16 protein-coding genes are annotated in these 19402 nt (G+C 51.2%); 5 read left to right on the top strand and 11 right to left on the bottom strand.

The window, feature by feature from the left end; all coding sequences use genetic code 11:
- Window positions 1-80 precede the first annotated feature (80 nt).
- A complete protein-coding gene (locus tag Undi14_RS00145; RefSeq protein ID WP_200177448.1) occupies window positions 81-1391 on the bottom strand; it encodes a hemolysin family protein in 1311 nt (436 codons plus the stop codon).
- A gap of 128 nt (window positions 1392-1519) precedes the next feature.
- On the opposite strand from Undi14_RS00145, the gene Undi14_RS00140 reads away from it, so the two are divergent.
- Window positions 1520-2743, top strand: coding sequence for a TCR/Tet family MFS transporter (locus tag Undi14_RS00140; RefSeq protein ID WP_186884154.1), 1224 nt, complete (start codon window positions 1520-1522; stop codon window positions 2741-2743).
- A gap of 79 nt (window positions 2744-2822) precedes the next feature.
- On the opposite strand, the gene Undi14_RS00135 is transcribed toward Undi14_RS00140, so the two are convergent.
- Both Undi14_RS00135 and Undi14_RS00130 read right to left on the bottom strand, forming a co-directional pair.
- Window positions 2823-4133: a dicarboxylate/amino acid:cation symporter gene (locus tag Undi14_RS00135; RefSeq protein ID WP_200177447.1), complete on the bottom strand. Its 1311-nt coding sequence runs from the start codon at window positions 4131-4133 to the stop codon at window positions 2823-2825.
- Between the two features lie 206 nt (window positions 4134-4339).
- A complete protein-coding gene (locus Undi14_RS00130) occupies window positions 4340-5857 on the bottom strand; it encodes a PLP-dependent aminotransferase family protein (RefSeq protein WP_200177446.1) in 1518 nt (505 codons plus the stop codon).
- A gap of 173 nt (window positions 5858-6030) precedes the next feature.
- On the opposite strand from Undi14_RS00130, the gene Undi14_RS00125 reads away from it, so the two are divergent.
- Window positions 6031-6357: a hypothetical protein gene (locus Undi14_RS00125; RefSeq protein WP_200177445.1), complete on the top strand. Its 327-nt coding sequence runs from the start codon at window positions 6031-6033 to the stop codon at window positions 6355-6357.
- A 22-nt stretch (window positions 6358-6379) separates the two neighbouring features.
- Here the strand turns inward: Undi14_RS00125 and Undi14_RS18095 are convergent, their stop codons facing one another.
- Window positions 6380-7240: a hypothetical protein gene (locus Undi14_RS18095; RefSeq protein ID WP_234030343.1), complete on the bottom strand. Its 861-nt coding sequence runs from the start codon at window positions 7238-7240 to the stop codon at window positions 6380-6382.
- 324 nt (window positions 7241-7564) lie between these two features.
- Here Undi14_RS18095 and Undi14_RS00115 point away from each other — a divergent pair, with 324 nt between their 5' ends.
- On the top strand, window positions 7565-9274 hold the full coding sequence (locus Undi14_RS00115) for a DUF1800 family protein (RefSeq protein ID WP_200177444.1): 1710 nt from the start codon (window positions 7565-7567) through the stop codon (window positions 9272-9274).
- A 10-nt stretch (window positions 9275-9284) separates the two neighbouring features.
- Entirely contained in the window at window positions 9285-10685 is a 1401-nt protein-coding gene (locus tag Undi14_RS00110; protein ID WP_234030342.1) for a DUF1501 domain-containing protein, read from the top strand.
- Here the strand turns inward: Undi14_RS00110 and Undi14_RS00105 are convergent.
- The 4 genes from Undi14_RS00105 to Undi14_RS00090 all read right to left on the bottom strand — a co-directional run bounded on the left by Undi14_RS00105 (window position 10682) and on the right by Undi14_RS00090 (window position 13448).
- Window positions 10682-11278 carry a chromate transporter gene (locus Undi14_RS00105; RefSeq protein ID WP_234030341.1) on the bottom strand — a complete coding sequence of 199 codons (597 nt, stop codon included), beginning with the start codon at window positions 11276-11278 and terminating at the stop codon, window positions 10682-10684. The genes Undi14_RS00110 and Undi14_RS00105 overlap by 4 nt on opposite strands.
- On the bottom strand, window positions 11278-11850 hold the full coding sequence (locus Undi14_RS00100) for a chromate transporter (RefSeq protein WP_200177443.1): 573 nt from the start codon (window positions 11848-11850) through the stop codon (window positions 11278-11280). The genes Undi14_RS00105 and Undi14_RS00100 overlap by 1 nt, the downstream gene beginning before the upstream one ends.
- Before the next feature lie 60 nt (window positions 11851-11910).
- On the bottom strand, window positions 11911-12399 hold the full coding sequence (locus Undi14_RS00095) for a phage regulatory CII family protein (protein WP_186884161.1): 489 nt from the start codon (window positions 12397-12399) through the stop codon (window positions 11911-11913).
- Window positions 12400-12554: 155 nt separating this feature from the next.
- Window positions 12555-13448, bottom strand: a complete 894-nt coding sequence (locus Undi14_RS00090; RefSeq protein ID WP_200177442.1) for a methylglyoxal synthase — start codon at window positions 13446-13448, stop codon at window positions 12555-12557.
- A gap of 161 nt (window positions 13449-13609) precedes the next feature.
- Here Undi14_RS00090 and Undi14_RS00085 point away from each other — a divergent pair, with 161 nt between their 5' ends.
- Window positions 13610-14374, top strand: coding sequence for a tetratricopeptide repeat protein (locus Undi14_RS00085; protein ID WP_200177441.1), 765 nt, complete (start codon window positions 13610-13612; stop codon window positions 14372-14374).
- 20 nt (window positions 14375-14394) lie between these two features.
- Here Undi14_RS00085 and Undi14_RS00080 read toward each other — a convergent pair whose 3' ends face one another.
- The 3 genes from Undi14_RS00080 to Undi14_RS00070 form a co-directional block, all read right to left on the bottom strand.
- On the bottom strand, window positions 14395-16788 hold the full coding sequence (locus tag Undi14_RS00080; RefSeq protein ID WP_200177440.1) for an EAL domain-containing protein: 2394 nt from the start codon (window positions 16786-16788) through the stop codon (window positions 14395-14397).
- A complete protein-coding gene (locus tag Undi14_RS00075) occupies window positions 16785-18071 on the bottom strand; it encodes an HD-GYP domain-containing protein (RefSeq protein ID WP_200177439.1) in 1287 nt (428 codons plus the stop codon). Before Undi14_RS00075 ends, Undi14_RS00080 begins: the two co-directional genes overlap by 4 nt.
- 251 nt (window positions 18072-18322) lie before the next feature.
- Window positions 18323-19342 carry a transporter gene (locus Undi14_RS00070; RefSeq protein ID WP_186895902.1) on the bottom strand — a complete coding sequence of 340 codons (1020 nt, stop codon included), beginning with the start codon at window positions 19340-19342 and terminating at the stop codon, window positions 18323-18325.
- Window positions 19343-19402: the final 60 nt, after the last annotated feature.

The raw sequence follows: 19402 nt of genomic DNA, 5'->3' as shown, positions 1-19402 counted from the left end.
AACTTCCTGATAAAAAAACGAAAACGCCGTCAACCTGATGCTGGCGGCGCTGAAAATGAGTGACCTCTATACAGAAGCCTTTATTCCGGTGTTGCTGGCGGTTCTTGCTGAAGAACGACAAGCAACTGATCTATACGGTAATGGTCGATATCGACAACTTCAAACTTATACCGGTCTACCATCACGAAATCGGTACGCTTCGGTATCTTTTTGAGCATCGTCATCATGAAGCCCGCAATAGTCTCATAGCTGCCCTGCCCGGGCAAGGAATCTATGTTCAGGGCACGACAAACGTCTTCTATCGTTGTCGCACCGTCAATCAGCCACGAGTTCGTGTCGCGCTGGACGATCTGGTCTTCCAAAAACGGATGCACCAGATTTCCCATCAGCGTACTCAGGACATCGTTGAGTGTGATAACACCGACAACTAGCGCGTATTCATTGAGGATCACGGCGAAATCCTCGCGCGTCCCTTTAAATTGCTCAAGCATCTCTGATAAAGTCAGTGAATCCGGTACTGCCAGCGCGGTTCTGATCGACAGTTCCTGCACTTTGGAAAACGCCTGATTGGTCAGGACGCGCTTCAGAATATCATTGGATTCGACGTAACCGACGACATTATCGATATGGCCGTCACAGACCAGAAACTTGCTGTGCGGATTATCCGCAATTTTCTGGCGTATCACGGCATCGGTGTCTTGCAAGGTAAAAAATACGATGCTGTCGCGCTGTGACATCGCGCTCGGAACAGTGCGGCTTTCCAGCTCAAACACATTGCCTATCATGTGGTGTTCACGTGCCTGCAGCACGCCAGCCTCAGCACCGGCATCCACCATCGCATAAATTTCGTCCGAGGTAATCTGTTCATCTCTTACGGTTGGTAAATTCAGCACTTTGAAAATCAGATTGGATAAGCCATTGAATATCCAGACCAGCGGCTTAAACAGGCGGGCGCACAAACGCATCGGGGTAATGACCACCATTGCTACTGATTCCGGTGCGATCATTGCCAGCTTTTTCGGAATCAGATCCGCAAACAGAATGAAAATGGAAGTAACAAAGACAAACGATGTCAGAAAACTTGCAGTATCGACCCAACTATTATTCCCAAACATCGCGTGGAATACGGTCGAGAAATACGGCGTCAGCGCTTGTTCACCCAGAATACCGCCAAGTATCGCGACCGCGTTCAGGCCGATCTGTACAACAGTAAAAAAATGACCGGGCGCCTGTTGCAGCTCCAGTACTTTCGTTGCGCGCAACTCCCCTTCTGATTCCAGTACCTGTAATTTCATTTTTCTCGCTGCGGCAAGAGAAATTTCTGCCATCGAGAAAAATGCACTGATCGCAACCAGTAAAGCAATCACCAGAAAGTGATCAAATAAGGCCATGTTAACTCCCGTGAAGCATGTTGTCAGGGTTAATCATATACTATGCAAACCTCCGCCTGAGAATGCAAGTAAGACGGCGACACCGCAAATTGATCCCTGAATTTTTATTGTATCGAAAGAGAGTGCAGATGCCTCCACCGGATTCTTCTGAGCAAACGTCTTTGTCGACGAATGTGCGTTTTGTGCTGATTACTGTCTTTCTGGATATTCTCGGCATCGGTCTGATCATTCCTGTTCTGCCCCGGTTGGTGGCGTCGTTTACTCTGCAGAGCGATATGCAGGCATATTGGTATGGCGCGATTGTCGCCATCTACGGTGTGATGCAGTTTTTCTTTGCACCGGTGATCGGCGCACTGAGTGACCGCTTTGGTCGCCGTCCGGTGTTGCTGACCTGTGTATTTGGACTGGGGCTGAATTTTGTTTTACTGACTCAGGCAACATCCATTTACTGGCTGCTGTTTATCCGGGCTTTAGGCGGTGTGACTGCGGGTAATCTGTCAGTCGCAACGGCCTATATTGCGGATGTCAGCGCACCGGAAAATCGTAGCAAGGCGCTGGGAAAAATTGGCGCGATGTTTGGTCTTGGCTTTATTTGCGGACCTGTGATAGGCGGGCTGCTAGGTGAAGTTCATATTCATTATCCGTTTTATCTGGCTGCCCTTGTGTCGCTGGCAAACGTGGTCTACGGCTATTTCTCTTTGCCTGAATCCTTATCGCCGGAACACCGTAAAGCCTTTTCACTGTTATCGGCCAACCCATTTGCAGGACTGAACGGGCTTGCGCATTTACAGAGCGTCGGGCCGCTGGTATGGGTGTACGCATTGTCGATGTTTGCCCAGTTTATTTTGCAAACGACCTGGGTTTTATCGACAGAATTACGTTTCGGCTGGACACCGATGCAAAATGGTTTTTCCCTGTTTATGGTCGGTATTTCCAGTGTGCTGATGCAAGGTGTTTTTCTGACGCGTTATATTCAGCGTGTCGGTGATGCGAATGCTGTTTTGTTTGGCCTCACGTCTTCGTGTATTGCGCTGAGTCTTTACGGCGTGGCCACGCAGGGATGGATGATGTACGTCCTGATCCTGTGCAATATGCTGGCGTTTGCTTCCGGGCCAGCTTTACAGGCCTTTTTCTCCCGTGCTGTGAATGCGCGTTCGCAAGGCTTAGCCATGGGTTCACTAAGTGCTCTGGCGAGTATTATGAGCGTTGCGGCGACACTCACTGGCACTGCTTTGCTGGCACAGGTGAGTCATTTTCCGCGCGGTAGTTGGATGCTTGGCGCGCCTTTTTTTATGGCGGCAACAGTACAATTATTTGCGCTCTTGCTGGCGATGCGTCACCTGAAAAAATAGCGCATTATCATTTGCGTACGATAATTTGTGCTCATAAAAAAAGCGGACTAATGTCCGCTTTTTTTTGATCATCAACCGATCAGCGATGCCGTGGTACATCCATCATCGCTTCGTAATCATCATTGTCCACTGGGTTGACTGAATTCAGACCGTTTTCCAGTTGCTGCATGTTGACGTCATTTCCCCACTTTGCCACGACGATAGTTGCAACGCCATTCCCGATCAGATTCGTCAAAGCGCGGGCTTCTGACATGAAGCGGTCAATACCGAGTATCAGAGCAAGACCCGCAACCGGGACGTGGCCTACCGCAGATAAGGTGGCGGCCAGCACGATAAAGCCGCTGCCGGTAATACCCGCCGCGCCTTTGGATGTCAGTAACAGTACGGCCAGCAAAGTGATTTGCTGCATCAGGCTCATCGGCGTATCGGTGGCCTGCGCGATGAACACGGCTGCCATCGTCAGATAAATCGAGGTGCCATCGAGGTTGAATGAATAACCCGTCGGAACAACCAGACCAACGACGGATTTTTTCACGCCCAGTTTTTCCAGCTTCGCGATAATCCCCGGCAATGCGGATTCCGATGAGGATGTACCGAGTACGATCAGCAATTCTTCTTTGATGTATTTGACGAATTTCCAGATACTGAAACCGTGGAACTTAGCAATAGTGCCGAGGACGACGAAAATGAAAATCAGGCAGGTGCCATAAAAAGTCGCCATCAGATAACCGAGTGACAGCAGTGAGGAAACGCCGAATTTACCGATGGTAAATGCCATCGCGCCGAACGCACCAATCGGTGCCGCTTTCATGATGTAGCCAACGATGACGAATAAGACGTGCGAAAATTTTTCGATAAAGTCAAAAACGAGTGTGCCGCGACCACCGAAACGATGCAATGCAAAACCAAAAAATACCGAGATCAGCAAGACTTGCAGAATTTCACCTTTGGCAAATGCATCGACGATGGTGGTCGGAATAATGGCCATCAGAAACTCGGTCGTTGTCTGCATTTTTCCCGGAGCAGTGTAGGCTGCGATTCCTTTGGTATCGAGCGCATTCACATCGATATGCATGCCGGCACCGGGTTGGACAAGATTGATCATGACCAGCCCGACAATCAGCGCCAGCGTACTGACAACTTCAAAGTACAGCAGCGCCATACCACCGGTTTTACCGACTTTTTTCATATCTTCCATACCGGCGATACCGATCACCACGGTACAGAAAATAATCGGTGCAATCATCATCTTGATCAGCTTGATGAAGCCGTCGCCCAGCGGTTTCATTGCCGCGCCGGAATCAGGGTAATAGTGACCTAATAAAACGCCGATGATAATGGCGCTGATCACCTGAAAATACAGGGATTTGTAAATTGGTGGCTTATTCATTTGCCGTCTCCGATAATTTTGTGGAATTTGATGGCGAGAATGAATGCGCCATAACAATCACAATGATTTCTAACCGGGAGCATTATCAAAAAATAGGCAAGTCCGGGCAATTGTGGGTTTCCACACGATTGCCAATCTGCCAAGCGGGGAGCTGAGTACGGAAAACCGGCGCTGAATCCTGAGCAGATTTTCAGGCAGGATCGATGTTAAGCAGCGATGTGCTGTTGCTGACGTTGACGTTGTTGTGCCATGGCTGTGATGATGTGTCCCAGCTGGCGCAGCGCATTATCCAGTTCCGGCGTGAAATGCTTGCCGCAATTTAAACGCAGGAAATGATCGAACCGGTTTGAGTTTGAATACAGCAAACCTGGCGACACTAATATCCCCTGTTCTAACGCCGCCTCAAATACAGCTTGCGACGAAAGCTGATGCGGCATTTCTATCCAGAGTGAAACGCCACCATCTGGTATCGTCAGGCGCGTACCCTCAGGAAAATAGGCAGCAATTGCTTCGGCGGTGCGTTCGCGTTGCTGAGTCAGAACATGGCGCAGTCGCCGCAGGTGGCGGTCGTAGGCGCTGGAGTTAATAAATTCGGCCAGCACGATTTGCGACCATTCTTCGTTGTACCGGGTCTGGGCATATTTCAACATGCTGATTCTGGCGTGCCAGCGTCCGGCGACCATCCAGCCTACCCGCAAACCCGGTGCCAGAATTTTATGCAGGGAAGCACAATAAATCACATTGCCGGTTTTATCCCAGTGTTTGGCGCTGACCGGTGTCGCGTCGGCATTGACTAAGGCACTGTACGAATCATCTTCAATCAAGGGTATTTGCTGCGTTTCACACAGGGCAACCAGTCTTTGTTTATGGCTATCCGGCATGATGCTGCCCAAAGGATTTTGCAAATGCGGCACGACAACGACGGCTTTGATATTGTCATAGGTGCGCATCGCCAACTCCAGCGCTTCTATCGAGATGCCGGTTTGCGGGCTGGTCGGAATTTCCAGCGCCTTCATACCCAGACTCTCGAGCACTTGCAACAGACCATAAAACGTCGGCGACTCTACTGCGATGATGTCACCGGCTTGCGCCACTGCACGTAAAGCCAGATTTAAAGCTTCGATACAACCCATAGTAACAACGACATCATCGGGCTTGATACTCATGCCTATACCCAGAGCACGCTTTGCCAATGCTGCTTTCAGTTCTTTATTGCCGCCTGGTGAGATCGCTTTGGTCAGCAATTGCGGCCGCTGTCGCAGCAAGCGTATGGCCAGATTTTTTAACTCTTCCTGTGGATACATATCCGGTTCACCATTGGCTCTGGCGAAATTGATATTCACCGGACGCTGTCCCTGCGCGATGATGGCCGACACTCTTTCGTGAATACCGACGAACTGTGCCGGGTCAATCGGCGCATTGACGGGGGGCTCTGTTGCTGGCACCAGATTAATGCGTCTTGGCTGACGCACAAAATAACCCGAGCGCGGGCGCGCTTCCAGCCATCCCTCAGTTTCCAGCTGGCGGCACATTTGCAAAGCGGTTGATAAGCTCACGGTATGCAATTGCATCAGCTTACGCACCGATGGCATACGGTCGCCAACTGCCAGCGTGCCCGTTTTCATCGCCGATAAATAATGGTTGGCCAGCCTCCTGTATAAAGGCAGAGGCAAATCATTGTTTTGATTCGGGTTGTGCAGTTGAAATGTGCTGTGCTTGGGCATACGACGATGATCCTCTCAGCCATACAGGATGAACAGATACAGTTAGCGTGAATAGACACAATAACAGATGCTGGAATTCTGGTTTGCACCGATGCAGTCTGTGCGTTTTTGTGTCTGTTATGGCTGTTTGCCCTGACCTATTCTGTGTGCATATCTTCAGATGAGAGCTCAGCATGCATATCACTACCTTGCAATCCACACAGTCGCTTCAGGTGTATGTTACCGCCGGGACTTTATTACATTTAAGTGTCGGCCAGGTCGTTATTCGGATTCCCTCGCCTGAGGTTGACGCTTACGCTTATACAACGCAAATTTACATGCCGGAAGGTGCTGTCTATGCTGTTGAGCACAGCGGTTGGATACAGATATCGGCACGGCGTCGTAGCGAGATTTTGACGCAACTGCCAGAACCCACTATGGCTGTCCGATTCTGGTGTTCCTTAAAAAATCTCGCTCGTCGCTGGTGGCGTCGCAGTTGGCGCAGGCGTGTACCTGGTTGATCGCGCAACTGTGTCTGAAGGGCTAACGGCCGCTGCCAAAAAACTCTTTCATCATGAAATTTTCCAGTTCTGCGGTGTCTTGCGGTCTGGCTGATAAGGTAACAACCCGGCCAAGGCGATGTGACTCCCAACTGAAATCGCCCTGATATTCCTCACGGATTAACATGATCATGCGCCGGATGATGGCGATCTCGATGTCGCCCCCCAGACCCGCATCCACTTCGATAGTTTTTTTGAAGCTGTTTTGCCGATCAGGTTTCCAACCGCGGAAGGTAAAGGTTGCTACGCGTAAGCTTTTGCTTGTAATCTGGAATACTCCGCCCGTACCTTCGCGGCCATTTGCTTGCTGCATACTGCGACGCACATTGGCTTCTGCGACTTCTTGCGGACTCATGCCGCGTCCAGGCTGGTTTGCCGCATTTTCCTGATTCGACGGATCCTGCGCACGGCGTCGTTCACGTGCAGCATTCAACATGCTCATCATATCTTGCTCAGGTGGTGCCTGAACGATGGGCGTGGGCGGTGTGACGGTTGTTTGCGCCATCTGAACCGGTGCTACCGGCGGCGTTACCGGTGAGACGACGGATTTTTTCGGACGTGGAATGACTACGGGCTTGGAAACCGGCTTTTTTGGTTCAGGTGCTGCCATTTTTGCGACGGTTGCCTTATCCAGCATCAGAACGATGGCATTTTGTGAGGCTGCGTCATCGCCCTGCTTTTTTTTCTTGACCGGATGCATATTCAGTAAGAAGTACAGCAGCAAGGCATGAATGATCAAAACAATCACGATACCTACGAAATTGGCGGGTCGAAACCGGATATGCAGATGAATTTCGCCAGACTTGGCAAGGTCATTTTCTGGTGCTTCGATACTCAACTTCATGGATGGCGGTCAAGAATTTCTGGATGGCAGGTTGGCAAGGATACCTTAATCTGTGGCACGGACTGTAACAAAGATTGATGATTTGGTAGCAGGCATCCTCTACATGAAGTTGTTTTCGGAAACGAATATGTAACAAGAATTAATGTCGTGGTTTTCAGCGACTGCGCTATTCTCCTATGAAATCGCTTGTTTTGTAGCGATTTTATGTGTTCATTTTGTGAAGAGCGCATACAAATTCAGTGTGCGAATCCAGCGGCTGTCTTCTATGCTATTCCGGATTCGCCAACGGTGTCTGGCATTGCATGCATACAGAGGGAGAAATACATGCTGGTTCAAACTGAAGATGAGATAGTTCTCGGGGATGATCCGTCCCGCCTGCATGGAAATTCCAGCGTGGGCTTGCCTGCTGCGGCGCTGGCATCGGCCGCTCTGTTGAGTGCTTGTGGCGGTGGTGGCGGAAGTACTGGTGGTAGCGGCAGCACCGCTCCCGTTATCAGTGCCCCGCCGGTCACCGAAATTCAGGCATCGCGGTTTCTGGCGCAGGCATCAATCGGTGCGACCCGCGAACAGATTGCCCGCGTCAGCGCGATTGGCTATGCGGCGTGGATAGACGAGCAGATGGCGATGTCGCCTTCCCAGACCCGCTGGGACTGGCTGGTAGCCAAAGGCTTTAACGCTGCGGCGAATATTTTTACCCAGAACGGTTTTGATTCTGTGGTCTGGTACAAGCTGATTAACGCGCCGGATACCTTACGTCAGCGCGTCACGTTTGCCTTGTCAGAAATTATCGTGGTCGGCATTGATGGTCTGGTTGGCGCTGGCTGGCAGGCATTTTCTGCAGCTCAGTTTCTGGATTTGCTGGAAGCGCAATGTTTTGGCAATTTCCGCACTTTGCTGGAAAACGTCTCCACCAGTGCCGCAATGGGGCAATACCTGACGTATCGCGGGAACACCAAATACAATGCCAAAACCGGCGCGCTGCCTGACGAGAATTATGCCCGCGAACTGATGCAACTGTTTTCTATCGGGTTGCTCAAGCTCAATCCCGACGGCACACCGCTGACCGTGAACGGGGTGCAGCAGGAAACCTATACCCTTGACGACATCACCGGTCTCGCCAGAGTTTTTACTGGCTGGGATTTTGATTTATCGACCAGCAAAACCGATACGCCGGATTTTTTAAGGCGTCCGATGACGCAGGTCGATAGTCGCCATGAAACAGGCGCATCGACATTTCTTGGTGCGACGGTGCCTGCCGGCTTAAACGGGGCGCAAAGTTTAAAAGCGGCTTTGGATATTATTTTTGCGCATCCGAATGTTGCCCCTTTTATCTGCCGTCAGCTGATACAGCGACTGGTGACCAGCAACCCGACGCCAGCCTATGTGCAGCGTGTTGCGAGTGTATTCCTGAACGATGGAAAAGGAGTGAAAGGCAATCTGGGCGCGGTGGTCAAAGCGCTGCTGCTGGATGATGAGGCGCGCAACGCAGCGAATCTCAGTAATCCGCAATCCGGTAAATTGCGCGAACCGGTATTGCGTTTGCTGGCATGGGCGCGCGCGTATAAGTTATCGTCCGTCAGTGGTAACTGGAGTATCGGTAATACCAGCGATCCGGCGACCCGACTTGGGCAAAGTCCTTCGCGCTCTTCATCCGTCTTTAATTTTTTCCGTCCCGGTTATTTGCCGCCGAATAGTGCGATCGGTGCCGCATCTCTGGTTGCGCCGGAATTTCAGATCACCAATGAATCAACTGTGGTCGGTTATGTAAACTTTATGCAGCGCCTGGTCAGTCTTGGCAATACTGATTTAATCCCCGATTACAGCAGCTTGTTGCCCTTAGCCGAAAATGCACCGGCGCTGCTGAAAGAAATCAATATCGTGCTGGCAGCGGGGCAAATCAGCGATGAAACGCTGAACAATATTGCCACGGCGGTCAACACCATGCCAACCGGTACGGATGCGCGCAAGAATAATCGCATTTATGCCGCACTGACTCTGGTTCTGGCTGCGCCAGAATTTCTCGTCATTAAATAAGGAATTCATCATGACCGATCAAACCAGGATGAATGCATCCCGCCGTGCTTTTTTACAGCGTGCTTCAGCTTTATCAGTGGCAGGTGTTGCGACACCTTGGGCCTTAAATCTGGCGGCGATGTCCGAGGCTGCAGCGGCCACCGCAACGGATTATAAAGCCATCGTCTGCGTGTTTTTATACGGCGGCAATGATTACGGGAATACCCTGGTGCCCTACGATACCAGCTCCTACAATGCGTATTCAGCATTGCGCCTGACTCTGGCGTATGCGCGGGATACGCTGACGGCGACGGCACTGAGCTCGCTCAACGATCCGAAAGACAGCGCCGGGGTCAGCCATCAATATGCGCTGGCACCGAATCTTGCGCCGCTGATGCCGATCTTCAATGCCGGTAAATTGGGCGTGATCCTGAATACGGGCACGCTGGTACAACCGACCACTAAATTACAGTACACAAACAAGAGCGCGCCTTTGCCGCCGAAACTGTTTTCGCATAACGATCAGCAATCGGTATGGCAGTCGAGCTCTGCCGAAGGTGCGCGTACTGGCTGGGGAGGCCGCATGGGCGATCTGTTTCAGGCTGCGAATACTAACTCCACATTTACCTGTATCAACGTCTCCGGAAACGCGGTGTATTTATCGGGAAATACAGCGGTGCAGTATCAGGTATCGACCAGCGGATCAGTGCCGTTATCGGCCTTGCAGACTTCGATGTTTGGCTCGAAAGAATGCTCTGCTGCCTTACAAAATTTAATCACCCAAAGTCGTACGCATTTATTTGAAAATGAATATAACCGCGTGACGAAACGGGCAATTGATGCAAATGTCATTTTGTCTTCGGCTTTGGCCAGCGCACCTGTACTGAACACGCCATTCCCGACGAAAAACAGTCTGGGTGATCAACTGAAACTAGTTGCCCGTATGATTTCCAGCGCGACGACACTCGGTGCAAAGCGTCAGGTGTTTTTTGTTTCTATGGGTGGTTTTGATACGCATGACGGTCTGGTTGCTAATCATCCCGGTCTGATGAAAACGCTGGCAGATGGCATGGCGGCGTTTTATAACGCAACAGTAGAGTTAGGCGTCGCAGACAGGGTGACCACGTTTACCGCGTCTGATTTTGGCCGTACGCTGAGTGGTAATAATGATGGCTCGGATCATGGCTGGGGCAGTATGCATTTTGTGATGGGGGGCGCGGTGAATGGTCAGCGCTATTTCGGTACACCACCTGTTGTTGCGTCGAATGGGCCGGATGATGTTGGTCAGGGACGTTTGCTACCGACGACTTCAGTTGATCAGTACGCCGCAACATTGGGTAAATGGCTGGGTGTATCCGACAGTAATTTACTGATGTTGTTGCCCAATCTGGTGAATTACAACGCCAGCAACCGTACTCTGGGTTTCGTCTAAACCAGCCCGAACCAACCCAAAAGCGCACCCGCCGCCAGCAGCCACAACAAATGCAGGCTGGTGCGCCAGACCACCACGGCACATGCTGCCGAGAGCAGCCACAGTGGCCAGTCGCGCACCACAACATTGTGTGAACTCGCCATGATCCAGCCTGTTGCAAGCAGCAGACCGATGACGATAGGCGTCATTGCGAGTTTAAAACTGCGCACACCGAGCAGATCGCGGTTTTCATGGCCCCAGCGGGCAGCCATGTAAGTGAGCGTGGTACTTGGCAGCAGAATGCCTGACATCGTGATCAGCACACCGAGTAAGCCCGCCCACATGCTGCCGCTGTTAAGGCCGACGTTCCAACCCATCAGGGCTATAAACAAGACATTCGGCCCTGGTGCGGCTTGTGCGATCGCGATCGAGGCATTGAATTGCGCATCCGTCAGCCAGTGTTGCTGATCGACCAGATAACGGTGCATGTCCGGCAGTGTAGATACCGCGCCGCCGATCGACAACAAGGACAGCATCAGATAATGCAGCCACAGATGAAACCAGTCGCCCCAATTCATGCTGATGTGTAAAACCGGATGGATTGCGTCACTCATTATTTCAGCTTCCTGAACACCAGCGCCCAACTGATCGCACCCAGCCCCAGCAATACATAAACCAGTGGGAGTTTAAGAAGGGCAACGCAAACAAAACACAGCGCACTGAACAGCAAGGCCAGACGCCGGGTCAGCGGGTGATTGTGAAGTGCAGGAACGAGTTTCAGACCGGTCGCAAAAATCAGCCCTGAGGTGACGGCACTCATGCCGCGCAAGGCACCTGCGACGCCGGGGTGTTGCGCGAATTGAGCGTATGCCACGGCCATCAGCAACACAATGATCAAGGGAATCATCAATAAACCGGCCAGCGCCATCAATGCACCCGGCAGACCAAAGTAGCGGTTGCCTATCATCAGACAAAGATTGATGACGTTCGGGCCGGGCATGATTTGCGCAACTGCCCAATCCTCCACAAATTCTTCGTTGGTCAGCCAGCGTTTGCGTTCCACTATTTCTCTTTGCACGATCGCGACGACGCCGCCAAAGCCCTGCAACGCCAGCACGGTGAATGAAAAGAAAATGTCTGCTAAAGATGTTGGACGTGCACGTGCAGGTTGTGGCTCGGTAGACATGGTATTGGAAATGTCAGCAGGAGCACTATTGTAAAACAGAGCTGCAGCTAACGCAGAGACTCACTCCTGAGACTTTCTATGGGCGCGGATACGGGCGCGCCATTCGCCGAGCGCGGTTAACGCACCCTGAAATTCACGCTCTATCAGATCAGCTTCGGCATCGGTGATGACGCCATCCAGCAAGGCAGTGGAAACGGCTTCTGCCACATCGCCAACCTGACTCATGACGCGGCAGACTGTTTGTGACAGATCATCTTTCAACACTTCATCTGGTTCCGGTACTACAAATGCTGCCATGCCGTGGCGTCCGAGCAAGGCGTGCAATGGCAGATGCGCTTCTTTTACCCCGGCGTTATGACAGTGTTCGATGATGATCGACAGTTCTTCAAACGAAGGATAGTGCGAGTCAATTCCGGGGGCCAGTTTGTTTCTGAGGACGTTGACGGAAATATCCATGCGCAGCGCCAGCGCTTCCAGCCCACCCGGATATGCACGCGCGACTTTATACAGTGCATCGTGCTGGTTCATATCTGAATATTTACGTGTCATCGTGCGTCCTTGATTGCCGGGAGATTGATCATGACCAGGCCGCATGGTGCAGCATAGTGGTACGCGATTGTACTGATTCAATATCTGCTTATCAATCAGTTGTAATCAAGGCACTGCCCACCGCAGAAAATATCAGTGGCAGCTTCTTTCTTCGCTCACGCGGCGGATCGCTCACTGAGGAAGGTCAGCCAGCGATCTGCACCTTCCACTTCGCTGAAGACTTGCGCGAAATCGGTCACGGTGCGGGCAGCACGTTCGAGTAACTGGATATCTGCTTCATGCTGACGGGCGACATGCGGGTCTTCCAGAAACAGGATGCGCCGTATTTTTCTGTCTAGTACCAGTTCCGCTAACTGGGCGTCGCCACCAAGCGGGCCGGAAAGAAAGGGCTGAACCCAGTCACGTCCAGCTTCGCCTTTGATTTTTTTTGCTAACTGGTTCAGCAGACCGCCAGTGGTGCCGGTCGCATACCGATACGCAAACTTATCCAGCACATTGAAATGCTTTTCTGCCAGCGCCAGCATTTTTTCTTTCATTGCATCGTGTGCAATCAGCGCAATACCTTCATTGTTCAATGCGAAGCTGGCGTTGAGTGCTGGATCGGCGGGAGCGCCATTGACGGTCGCTTCCAGTTCCAGCCATTCACGGGCACCTGCCAGCGTGGCCAGAAATGGCTTCCTGTGAATCACGCATTGCCGTTTTAATGCGACTGCCTCTGGAAAAACAGACGATGGATCGACCGGATCAATCAAATAAATCACCGCATCCACCGCTTTGGCCGGATCACTGTCAACAACGCGTGAGACCAGCTTCATCAGGCCACCGTCACGACCGTAAGGAAAACGTTCAACATGCTGGCAAATATCCAGCAGACCATGCATAACCATCGCATCCAGCGTTCTGCCGACGACGACAAACTCCGGTTGCAGGAATGTGATAGCCTGACGTGAACCGCGCAGTAGTTGAACTAAGGCGGAATCCTGTGCATCCTGATGAGAGCGGTTTGCAATCAGGCCAATACGCAATTTTTTAGCGACGGTAAAGCTCACGGTTCATCCTTTTCTTAAGGGCAGACCGTCAGTGTAACCTCGGCACAGGAACACGTCATCAAGGATGACTACATTTTGTTACCTTAATCGACAGAAGCGAAATATGTTTCCGTCAGGTCAAGACGTAACATCACGACTACCGACAATAGTGGAAGAAAATCATGAAAAAGTGGCGACATTTGTTTTGCGCGCTCGCAATCATGTCTTCGTGTGCGACGGCATCAGGCGATGATGATTTTGACGACGATGAACTGCAGGTTCAGCGTTGGGCTGTACTCGGCGATATGCAGGCACAAAATACTCTGGCGTTGTCGTATCTGAATGGCGACTTTGGCTATCAGAATGTGGACGAGGCCCGCTTCTGGCTGAAGCGCGCAGCCGAACAGGGACATCCTGGTGCGCAGACCAATCTCGGTCTGCTGTACTTATCCAGTCATACTAATGCAGAAGAAATGCAGCAGGCGGTGGATCTTTTGTATCAGGCTGCCGAGCAGGATTTCGCTGCAGCTCAGTTAGTATTGGGCTCATTACATGAATCAGGAACGCTGCTACCGCATAGTTACAGTGAAGCCGCTGCCTGGTATCAGGATGCTGCCGAACAGGGCAATGCAAGTGCGCAGTATCATCTGGCGATGTTGTATCTCAACGGATCAGGTGTACCGAAAGACGAAAAGCAGGCCGTGTACTGGCTCAATCTTGCTGCTGTTCAGGAACTATCGTCTGCTGAATTTGAGCTTGGTCGTCAATATTTGTATGGTGCTGGTGTGCCCAAAGATATCTTGCTGGCATATCAGTATTTACTCAAGGCCAGCATCAATGTCGGTAGTAAAGCGATCGATAGCCGGGATCTGGTCAATACCGGGCTGACAGCCGAACAACTTGCCGCCATTCAGGAAGATAGCCGTCACTGGCAATTCAAATCCTGAATGACCAAATTCAGTCTCACTTACAGAAATTTCTCTTCAAATTCGCTGGCAGATATGGCTGGTGAAAACAGATAACCCTGAAATTCATCGCAGTACAGATTGAGCAGGAAATTTTTCTGTTCCTCGGTTTCTACGCCTTCGGCAATGACTTGTAGCTTCATCGCATGCGCCAGATGAATGATCGCCGTCACAATCGCGACATCACTTTCGTCCGTTGGTAATTCATCGATGAAAGAACGGTCAATTTTCAACTTATGAATCGGAAAACGCTTCAGATAACTGAGGCTGGAGTAGCCAGTTCCGAAATCATCGATCGATAATTTGACGCCTAGTTTTGCCAGCGATTCCAGTTTCTTTAAATTCTCTTCGACGTCGCGGATCAGCACCGATTCCGTCAGTTCTAATTCAATTTTATCTGGGCTTAGCTGATGTTCTTCCAGCGTCGCTGCTATCGATTCCACAAAATTCGCTTGTTGGAATTGCAGCGCTGAGACATTGAAACCCATCCGCAGCGAATAGCCAGCGCGATTCCATTGTGCGGCCTGGCTGATCGCCGTTTGCATGACCCAGTTACCGATAGGAACAATGACGCCGGTTTCTTCGGCAATCGGAATAAACTGCGCCGGGCCTATTTCGCCGAGATCTTTGTCATTCCAGCGCAATAAGGCTTCAACACCGAAAATCTCACCGGTACTCAGATTAATCTGCGGCTGGTAATGCAAACGGAAGCGATGATGTTCCAGTGCCTGACGCATGGCGTGATCGAGCTTCATCCGCGACAACAAACCGATGTTCATCTGGCGCTGATAGAAGCGGAAATCCGAGCGTCCGCGTTCCTTGACGTGATACATCGCGCTGTCGGCGTTTTTGATCAGGTCATCCATGTTTGTGCCGTCATCGGGGAACAGCGCAATACCAATACTGGAGGTCACGGTAAAGCTCATTCCTTCCAGATTGATTGGTACGGATAATTCTTCCAGCACACGCTGCGCACAGACTTCAGCGCCGGCAGCATCGGCTTCATGAAGCAGCAAGACAAATTCATCACCACCCAGACGTGCTGCGGTATCGACCTGACGGATACACCTTTTAAGGCGTTCAGTCACTTCCAGCAACACCCGGTCACCGAATTGATGACCAAGTGAGTCATTGATTTGTTTGAAGTGATCCAGATCCAGAAACAGTACGGCAAAACTGCTGTTGTCCCGTCCTGAAATCATAATCGATTGCTTAATCCGTTCCGATAACAGCAGACGATTCGGCAAGCCTGTCAGTGCATCGGAAAAAGCGAGTTCCTCGATTTTTTGTTTGGCGACGTGCGTTTCGGTTCTGTCTTTAAAAAAGCCGATGTAGTGCAAAGTTTTGTTGTGATCGTCCTGCACTTTGACCAGCGTGATCATGCACAGATAGGCATGGCCGTTTTTGCGGCGATTCCAGAGTTCGCCTTCCCAGCAGCCGTCTTTTTCCAGCTTTGCCAGCAATTGATCAATCAGATCAACGTTACTTTCAGCGGCAAAAAAATCGCGCGGCGTCTTCCTTTGCATTTCGCTTTCGGTGTAGCCACTCAGACGTTCAAAACTGGGGTTGGTGGTGATGATGCGTTGATCTCTGTCGGTGATGAAAATCGCGTCGGTGCTGGATTCAAACACTTTTGCTGCCAGTTGCAAGCGCGCTTCATCGGCGAGTTTTTGCGTAATATCCCGATACGAATATACCCTGCCGATAGGACGTCCGCGCGCATATTGCGGTAAGGTCACGCGCTCCAGAATTTTCCCGGAGCGCAGTACCAGCACATCACTGGCTTCCATCAAGGGTGAACGGCTGATCGTGCCGAGGCGCTCGGTATAACGATCTGCGTCTATCATGCATTTATCCATCCATGCATAGATGGCCGCATCGTCTCTCTGCGTCATCAGTTCATCAGGCAAGCCCCAGAGATCGGCGAACAAATGGTTATAACTACGAATAGCACCATCGAGATCGGTGACAAGGATGCCGTCGGCAGTTGATTCCAGCGTCGCGCGCAGCTCGGCGATCAGTTTTTCCAGTTCATTTTCGGTTTGTTTCTGGCTGGTGCGGTCACGTACTGCAACTACAAAAATCGAGTTATCCAGACCAACTCTGACCAGGCTCACGCGGCGTTCCACCTGCACCACCGTTTTATCGGCGCGTTCGAGCAGCGTTTCAGAGTAAATATTTTCCGACAGACCCGCCGCGACATCTTCCCAGAAAAATACATCTTCGGGCGCCGCAGCCAATTCCACAATACCTTTGCCACGCAGGCTGTCTTCAGGCACTTTCAATAGTCCGTACACTGCGCGATTCGCCGCAAGTATGCGTAAGGTAACCGGATCCACCAGAATGACGGCTTCCAGCATACCCTCAATCAGCGCCTGAAGCTGGTGCGCTTTCATACCAGACCTTTGTTTGACTTGCCTGTACGAGCTTCCATTCCGCGTTCGAAGAAATAACATAAACGCTTGCGTGGCGACAGGTAGTCGTATGCGGCCTTAGGCAATTGCAATGGCTTCAGGCTGCGGTGTATGCAAAGTTGCTGTTCGTGTTCGAGATTGATCACCAGCGCTTCATCGCGGTCTATCGTGGGATCATGAATAATGACTTTTGGTTTGATCGGCCGGGCAGAATTCACCGATACCACCAACGCATATCGGTCATCGCTCAACTGCACCACTGAGCCTGGCGGATATATCCCCATCATGCGGATGAAAGTCGTCAGCGTCAGTTCGTGGAAGCGGGTTTTGTACTTGGTAAATATCTGCGACAAGGCTTCATGTGGCGTCAATGCCAGCGCCGGATTTGCTGGATTGCACAGATTGTCGTACTGATTCACCAGCGCTACGATGCGGCTCAACGGCGACATTTTTTCACCCGGAATACGGCTCGGGTAGCCGCTGCTGTCGTGGTGCTCGTGATGCTGTGCCATCAGCAGCATGGCGTTGGGTGCCAGATCCATTTTGCGTGCCAGATTCACACTGTGCATCACATGTTCCTGATACGCCAGTTTCTCTGATGCGCTGAAGTGTTCATCGATCCAGCGCACCCGATCCGGCAATTCGATTTTACCGATGTCGTGCATGAGTGCACCGACACCCAGATTGAGCATGTCGGTCTTATTCAGATCCATCGCTTTACCCAGCAACAGCGAAATGACGGTCACATTAATCGAATGTAGCGAAGTCTTTTCCCCTGCTTTTTCTGACAACAGGCGGATGGCAGCCTCATCTTCGCTGAGTATCTGCCCGAGGAAGCCCTGAATCAGTTGTTCGACCAGTTGTTTTGCCAGCCCCGGTTGCGCATGAACATGCTCGGAAACTTGTTTAAAAGTTTGTGCGGCGTGATTGAATTGCCGCTCACAGACCTGCAGACTGGCGGCCTGACTGGCAAGCAAGGCCCGGCGTCGCCGTAAAGCGTGTTCTGTCGGCGTTTCTGTCACGGCGGAGACGATGGCATCGGCAGGCGGTGCGTTATCAGCGGCCGCATCGGCGGCAGAGCTTTTATCGGGTGCATAACGGATGCGCTCTATTCCCAGCGAGCGTATGGTGTCGATCTGTTCCTGCGTACTGATTTTGAAGTTGCTGATCGGAAATGGATGATCCATCCAGCCCACGTCCAGATAGACGTACATTCCTATCCGCAGTTCGGATAGTTCGATAAATTGGGTATGAATGTCAGTCATCGCGTTTGCTGACAAAAGACCGGCAAGATGGAAGGGGATAGCCCCGTGGTATTTTCAATTTTAATCATTTAAAAAGCGAAATTTTTAACGGAAAACAGCTTTTTGTAAAAAATACCACGTTATTTTTTTCCAATACTAACTGAAATCTTCCCGAAAAATGACATGTGCGGGTTTAATTCTTTGTCGATGTTGTTATCGAATACACGACTCAACTGTTGCGTGTTCTATGGTAGCAGAAGAGCGTTGTTTTTTTAATCGCCGTCCCGTTTTCGGAACGCCAGCCAGCCGGCAATGACCGTAAATGTCAGCACGATCGCCACCACGATCCAGAAGCCGTATTCGTGCTGTGCGAGTGGAATGCCGCCGACATTCATGCCGAGCAAACCGGCGATCATATTGATAGGCAAGGCCAGCACCGTGACGACCGTCAGCACAAACAGCGAGCGGTTGTTTTGTTCATTTTCGCTGGCGGCGATTTCTTCCTGTAATAACTTGATGCGTTCCTGCAACGACGCCATGTCGCTCAGCACGACCGCAAACTCCTCAGTGGATTGGCGTAGTTCCTGCACGTCACTTTCTGCCAGCCATACCGGCGGCTTTTGCAGCAAGCGGAACAAGGCCGCAGGCTCCGGTGCCAGCAAGCGTTGCAGGCGCACCAGCACACGCCGGATTTCGCCCAGATTGGCGCGTTTTTTGTTGAGGCGATCTGCCAGCAAATGATCTTCGATGTCATCAATTTTTTTGATCACATTGCGCACGATGCCGATTAGCACGTCGGCCTGATCGCGTAACAGGTGCGTCAGCAATTCGCTGGGAGAATGGAAAATTTCACCGTGATTGACGGCATTGCGCAAACGATCGACTGATTGCAAAGGCTTGCGGCGCGCGCTGATCATGATGTTATTGGTCACACTCAGCCACAAGGTTGCAATATCGGATGCTTCAAATGCAAAGTCATGCAGCACATCGTTAATGACGGCAATCAGATTATGATCCGCATGTTCAATCCGGGTTGAACGCGAACCTTCGTGCAGGGTTTCGTAGAATTCTTCCGGCAGCGAAACATGCTCATGCAACCATTTTTCTGCCGCCACATTGGTCAGATTGAAATGCAGCCAGATAAAGCTGTTGTCATTCGCGGCGCGGTTCGTTTGCAGCCACGCCAGCGCTTCGTTAGTGTGCAGTGCTTTTCCTGCCTGACCATGGGCAAACAGGTAGCCGCAGATTAAACCAGACTGATCTGAGCCATACGATAAGTTATCCAGCACCATCTGATTTCCTGCACAACGATAGAGCCGCTATTGTAAGACAGCGCCTGTGCCGATACCGAC

The organism is Undibacterium sp. 14-3-2 (assembly GCF_016595265.1).
In the GTDB taxonomy this organism is placed as follows: Bacteria; Pseudomonadota; Gammaproteobacteria; order Burkholderiales; family Burkholderiaceae_D; genus Undibacterium; species Undibacterium aquatile.
This window is presented reverse-complemented; position numbering and strand designations above follow the sequence as displayed.

Coding starts and splice junctions, on each gene's coding strand:
- Undi14_RS00125 (WP_200177445.1), top strand. CDS start 6,031: ATGCATATCACTACCTTGCAATCCACACAGTCGCTTCAGGTGTATGTT.
- Undi14_RS00130 (WP_200177446.1), bottom strand. CDS start 5,857: ATGCCCAAGCACAGCACATTTCAACTGCACAACCCGAATCAAAACAAT.
- Undi14_RS00085 (WP_200177441.1), top strand. CDS start 13,610: ATGAAAAAGTGGCGACATTTGTTTTGCGCGCTCGCAATCATGTCTTCG.
- Undi14_RS18095 (WP_234030343.1), bottom strand. CDS start 7,240: ATGAAGTTGAGTATCGAAGCACCAGAAAATGACCTTGCCAAGTCTGGC.
- Undi14_RS00070 (WP_186895902.1), bottom strand. CDS start 19,342: ATGGTGCTGGATAACTTATCGTATGGCTCAGATCAGTCTGGTTTAATC.
- Undi14_RS00105 (WP_234030341.1), bottom strand. CDS start 11,278: ATGAGTGACGCAATCCATCCGGTTTTACACATCAGCATGAATTGGGGC.
- Undi14_RS00080 (WP_200177440.1), bottom strand. CDS start 16,788: ATGAAAGCGCACCAGCTTCAGGCGCTGATTGAGGGTATGCTGGAAGCC.
- Undi14_RS00140 (WP_186884154.1), top strand. CDS start 1,520: ATGCCTCCACCGGATTCTTCTGAGCAAACGTCTTTGTCGACGAATGTG.
- Undi14_RS00100 (WP_200177443.1), bottom strand. CDS start 11,850: ATGTCTACCGAGCCACAACCTGCACGTGCACGTCCAACATCTTTAGCA.
- Undi14_RS00095 (WP_186884161.1), bottom strand. CDS start 12,399: ATGACACGTAAATATTCAGATATGAACCAGCACGATGCACTGTATAAA.
- Undi14_RS00145 (WP_200177448.1), bottom strand. CDS start 1,391: ATGGCCTTATTTGATCACTTTCTGGTGATTGCTTTACTGGTTGCGATC.
- Undi14_RS00115 (WP_200177444.1), top strand. CDS start 7,565: ATGCTGGTTCAAACTGAAGATGAGATAGTTCTCGGGGATGATCCGTCC.
- Undi14_RS00075 (WP_200177439.1), bottom strand. CDS start 18,071: ATGACTGACATTCATACCCAATTTATCGAACTATCCGAACTGCGGATA.
- Undi14_RS00110 (WP_234030342.1), top strand. CDS start 9,285: ATGACCGATCAAACCAGGATGAATGCATCCCGCCGTGCTTTTTTACAG.
- Undi14_RS00135 (WP_200177447.1), bottom strand. CDS start 4,133: ATGAATAAGCCACCAATTTACAAATCCCTGTATTTTCAGGTGATCAGC.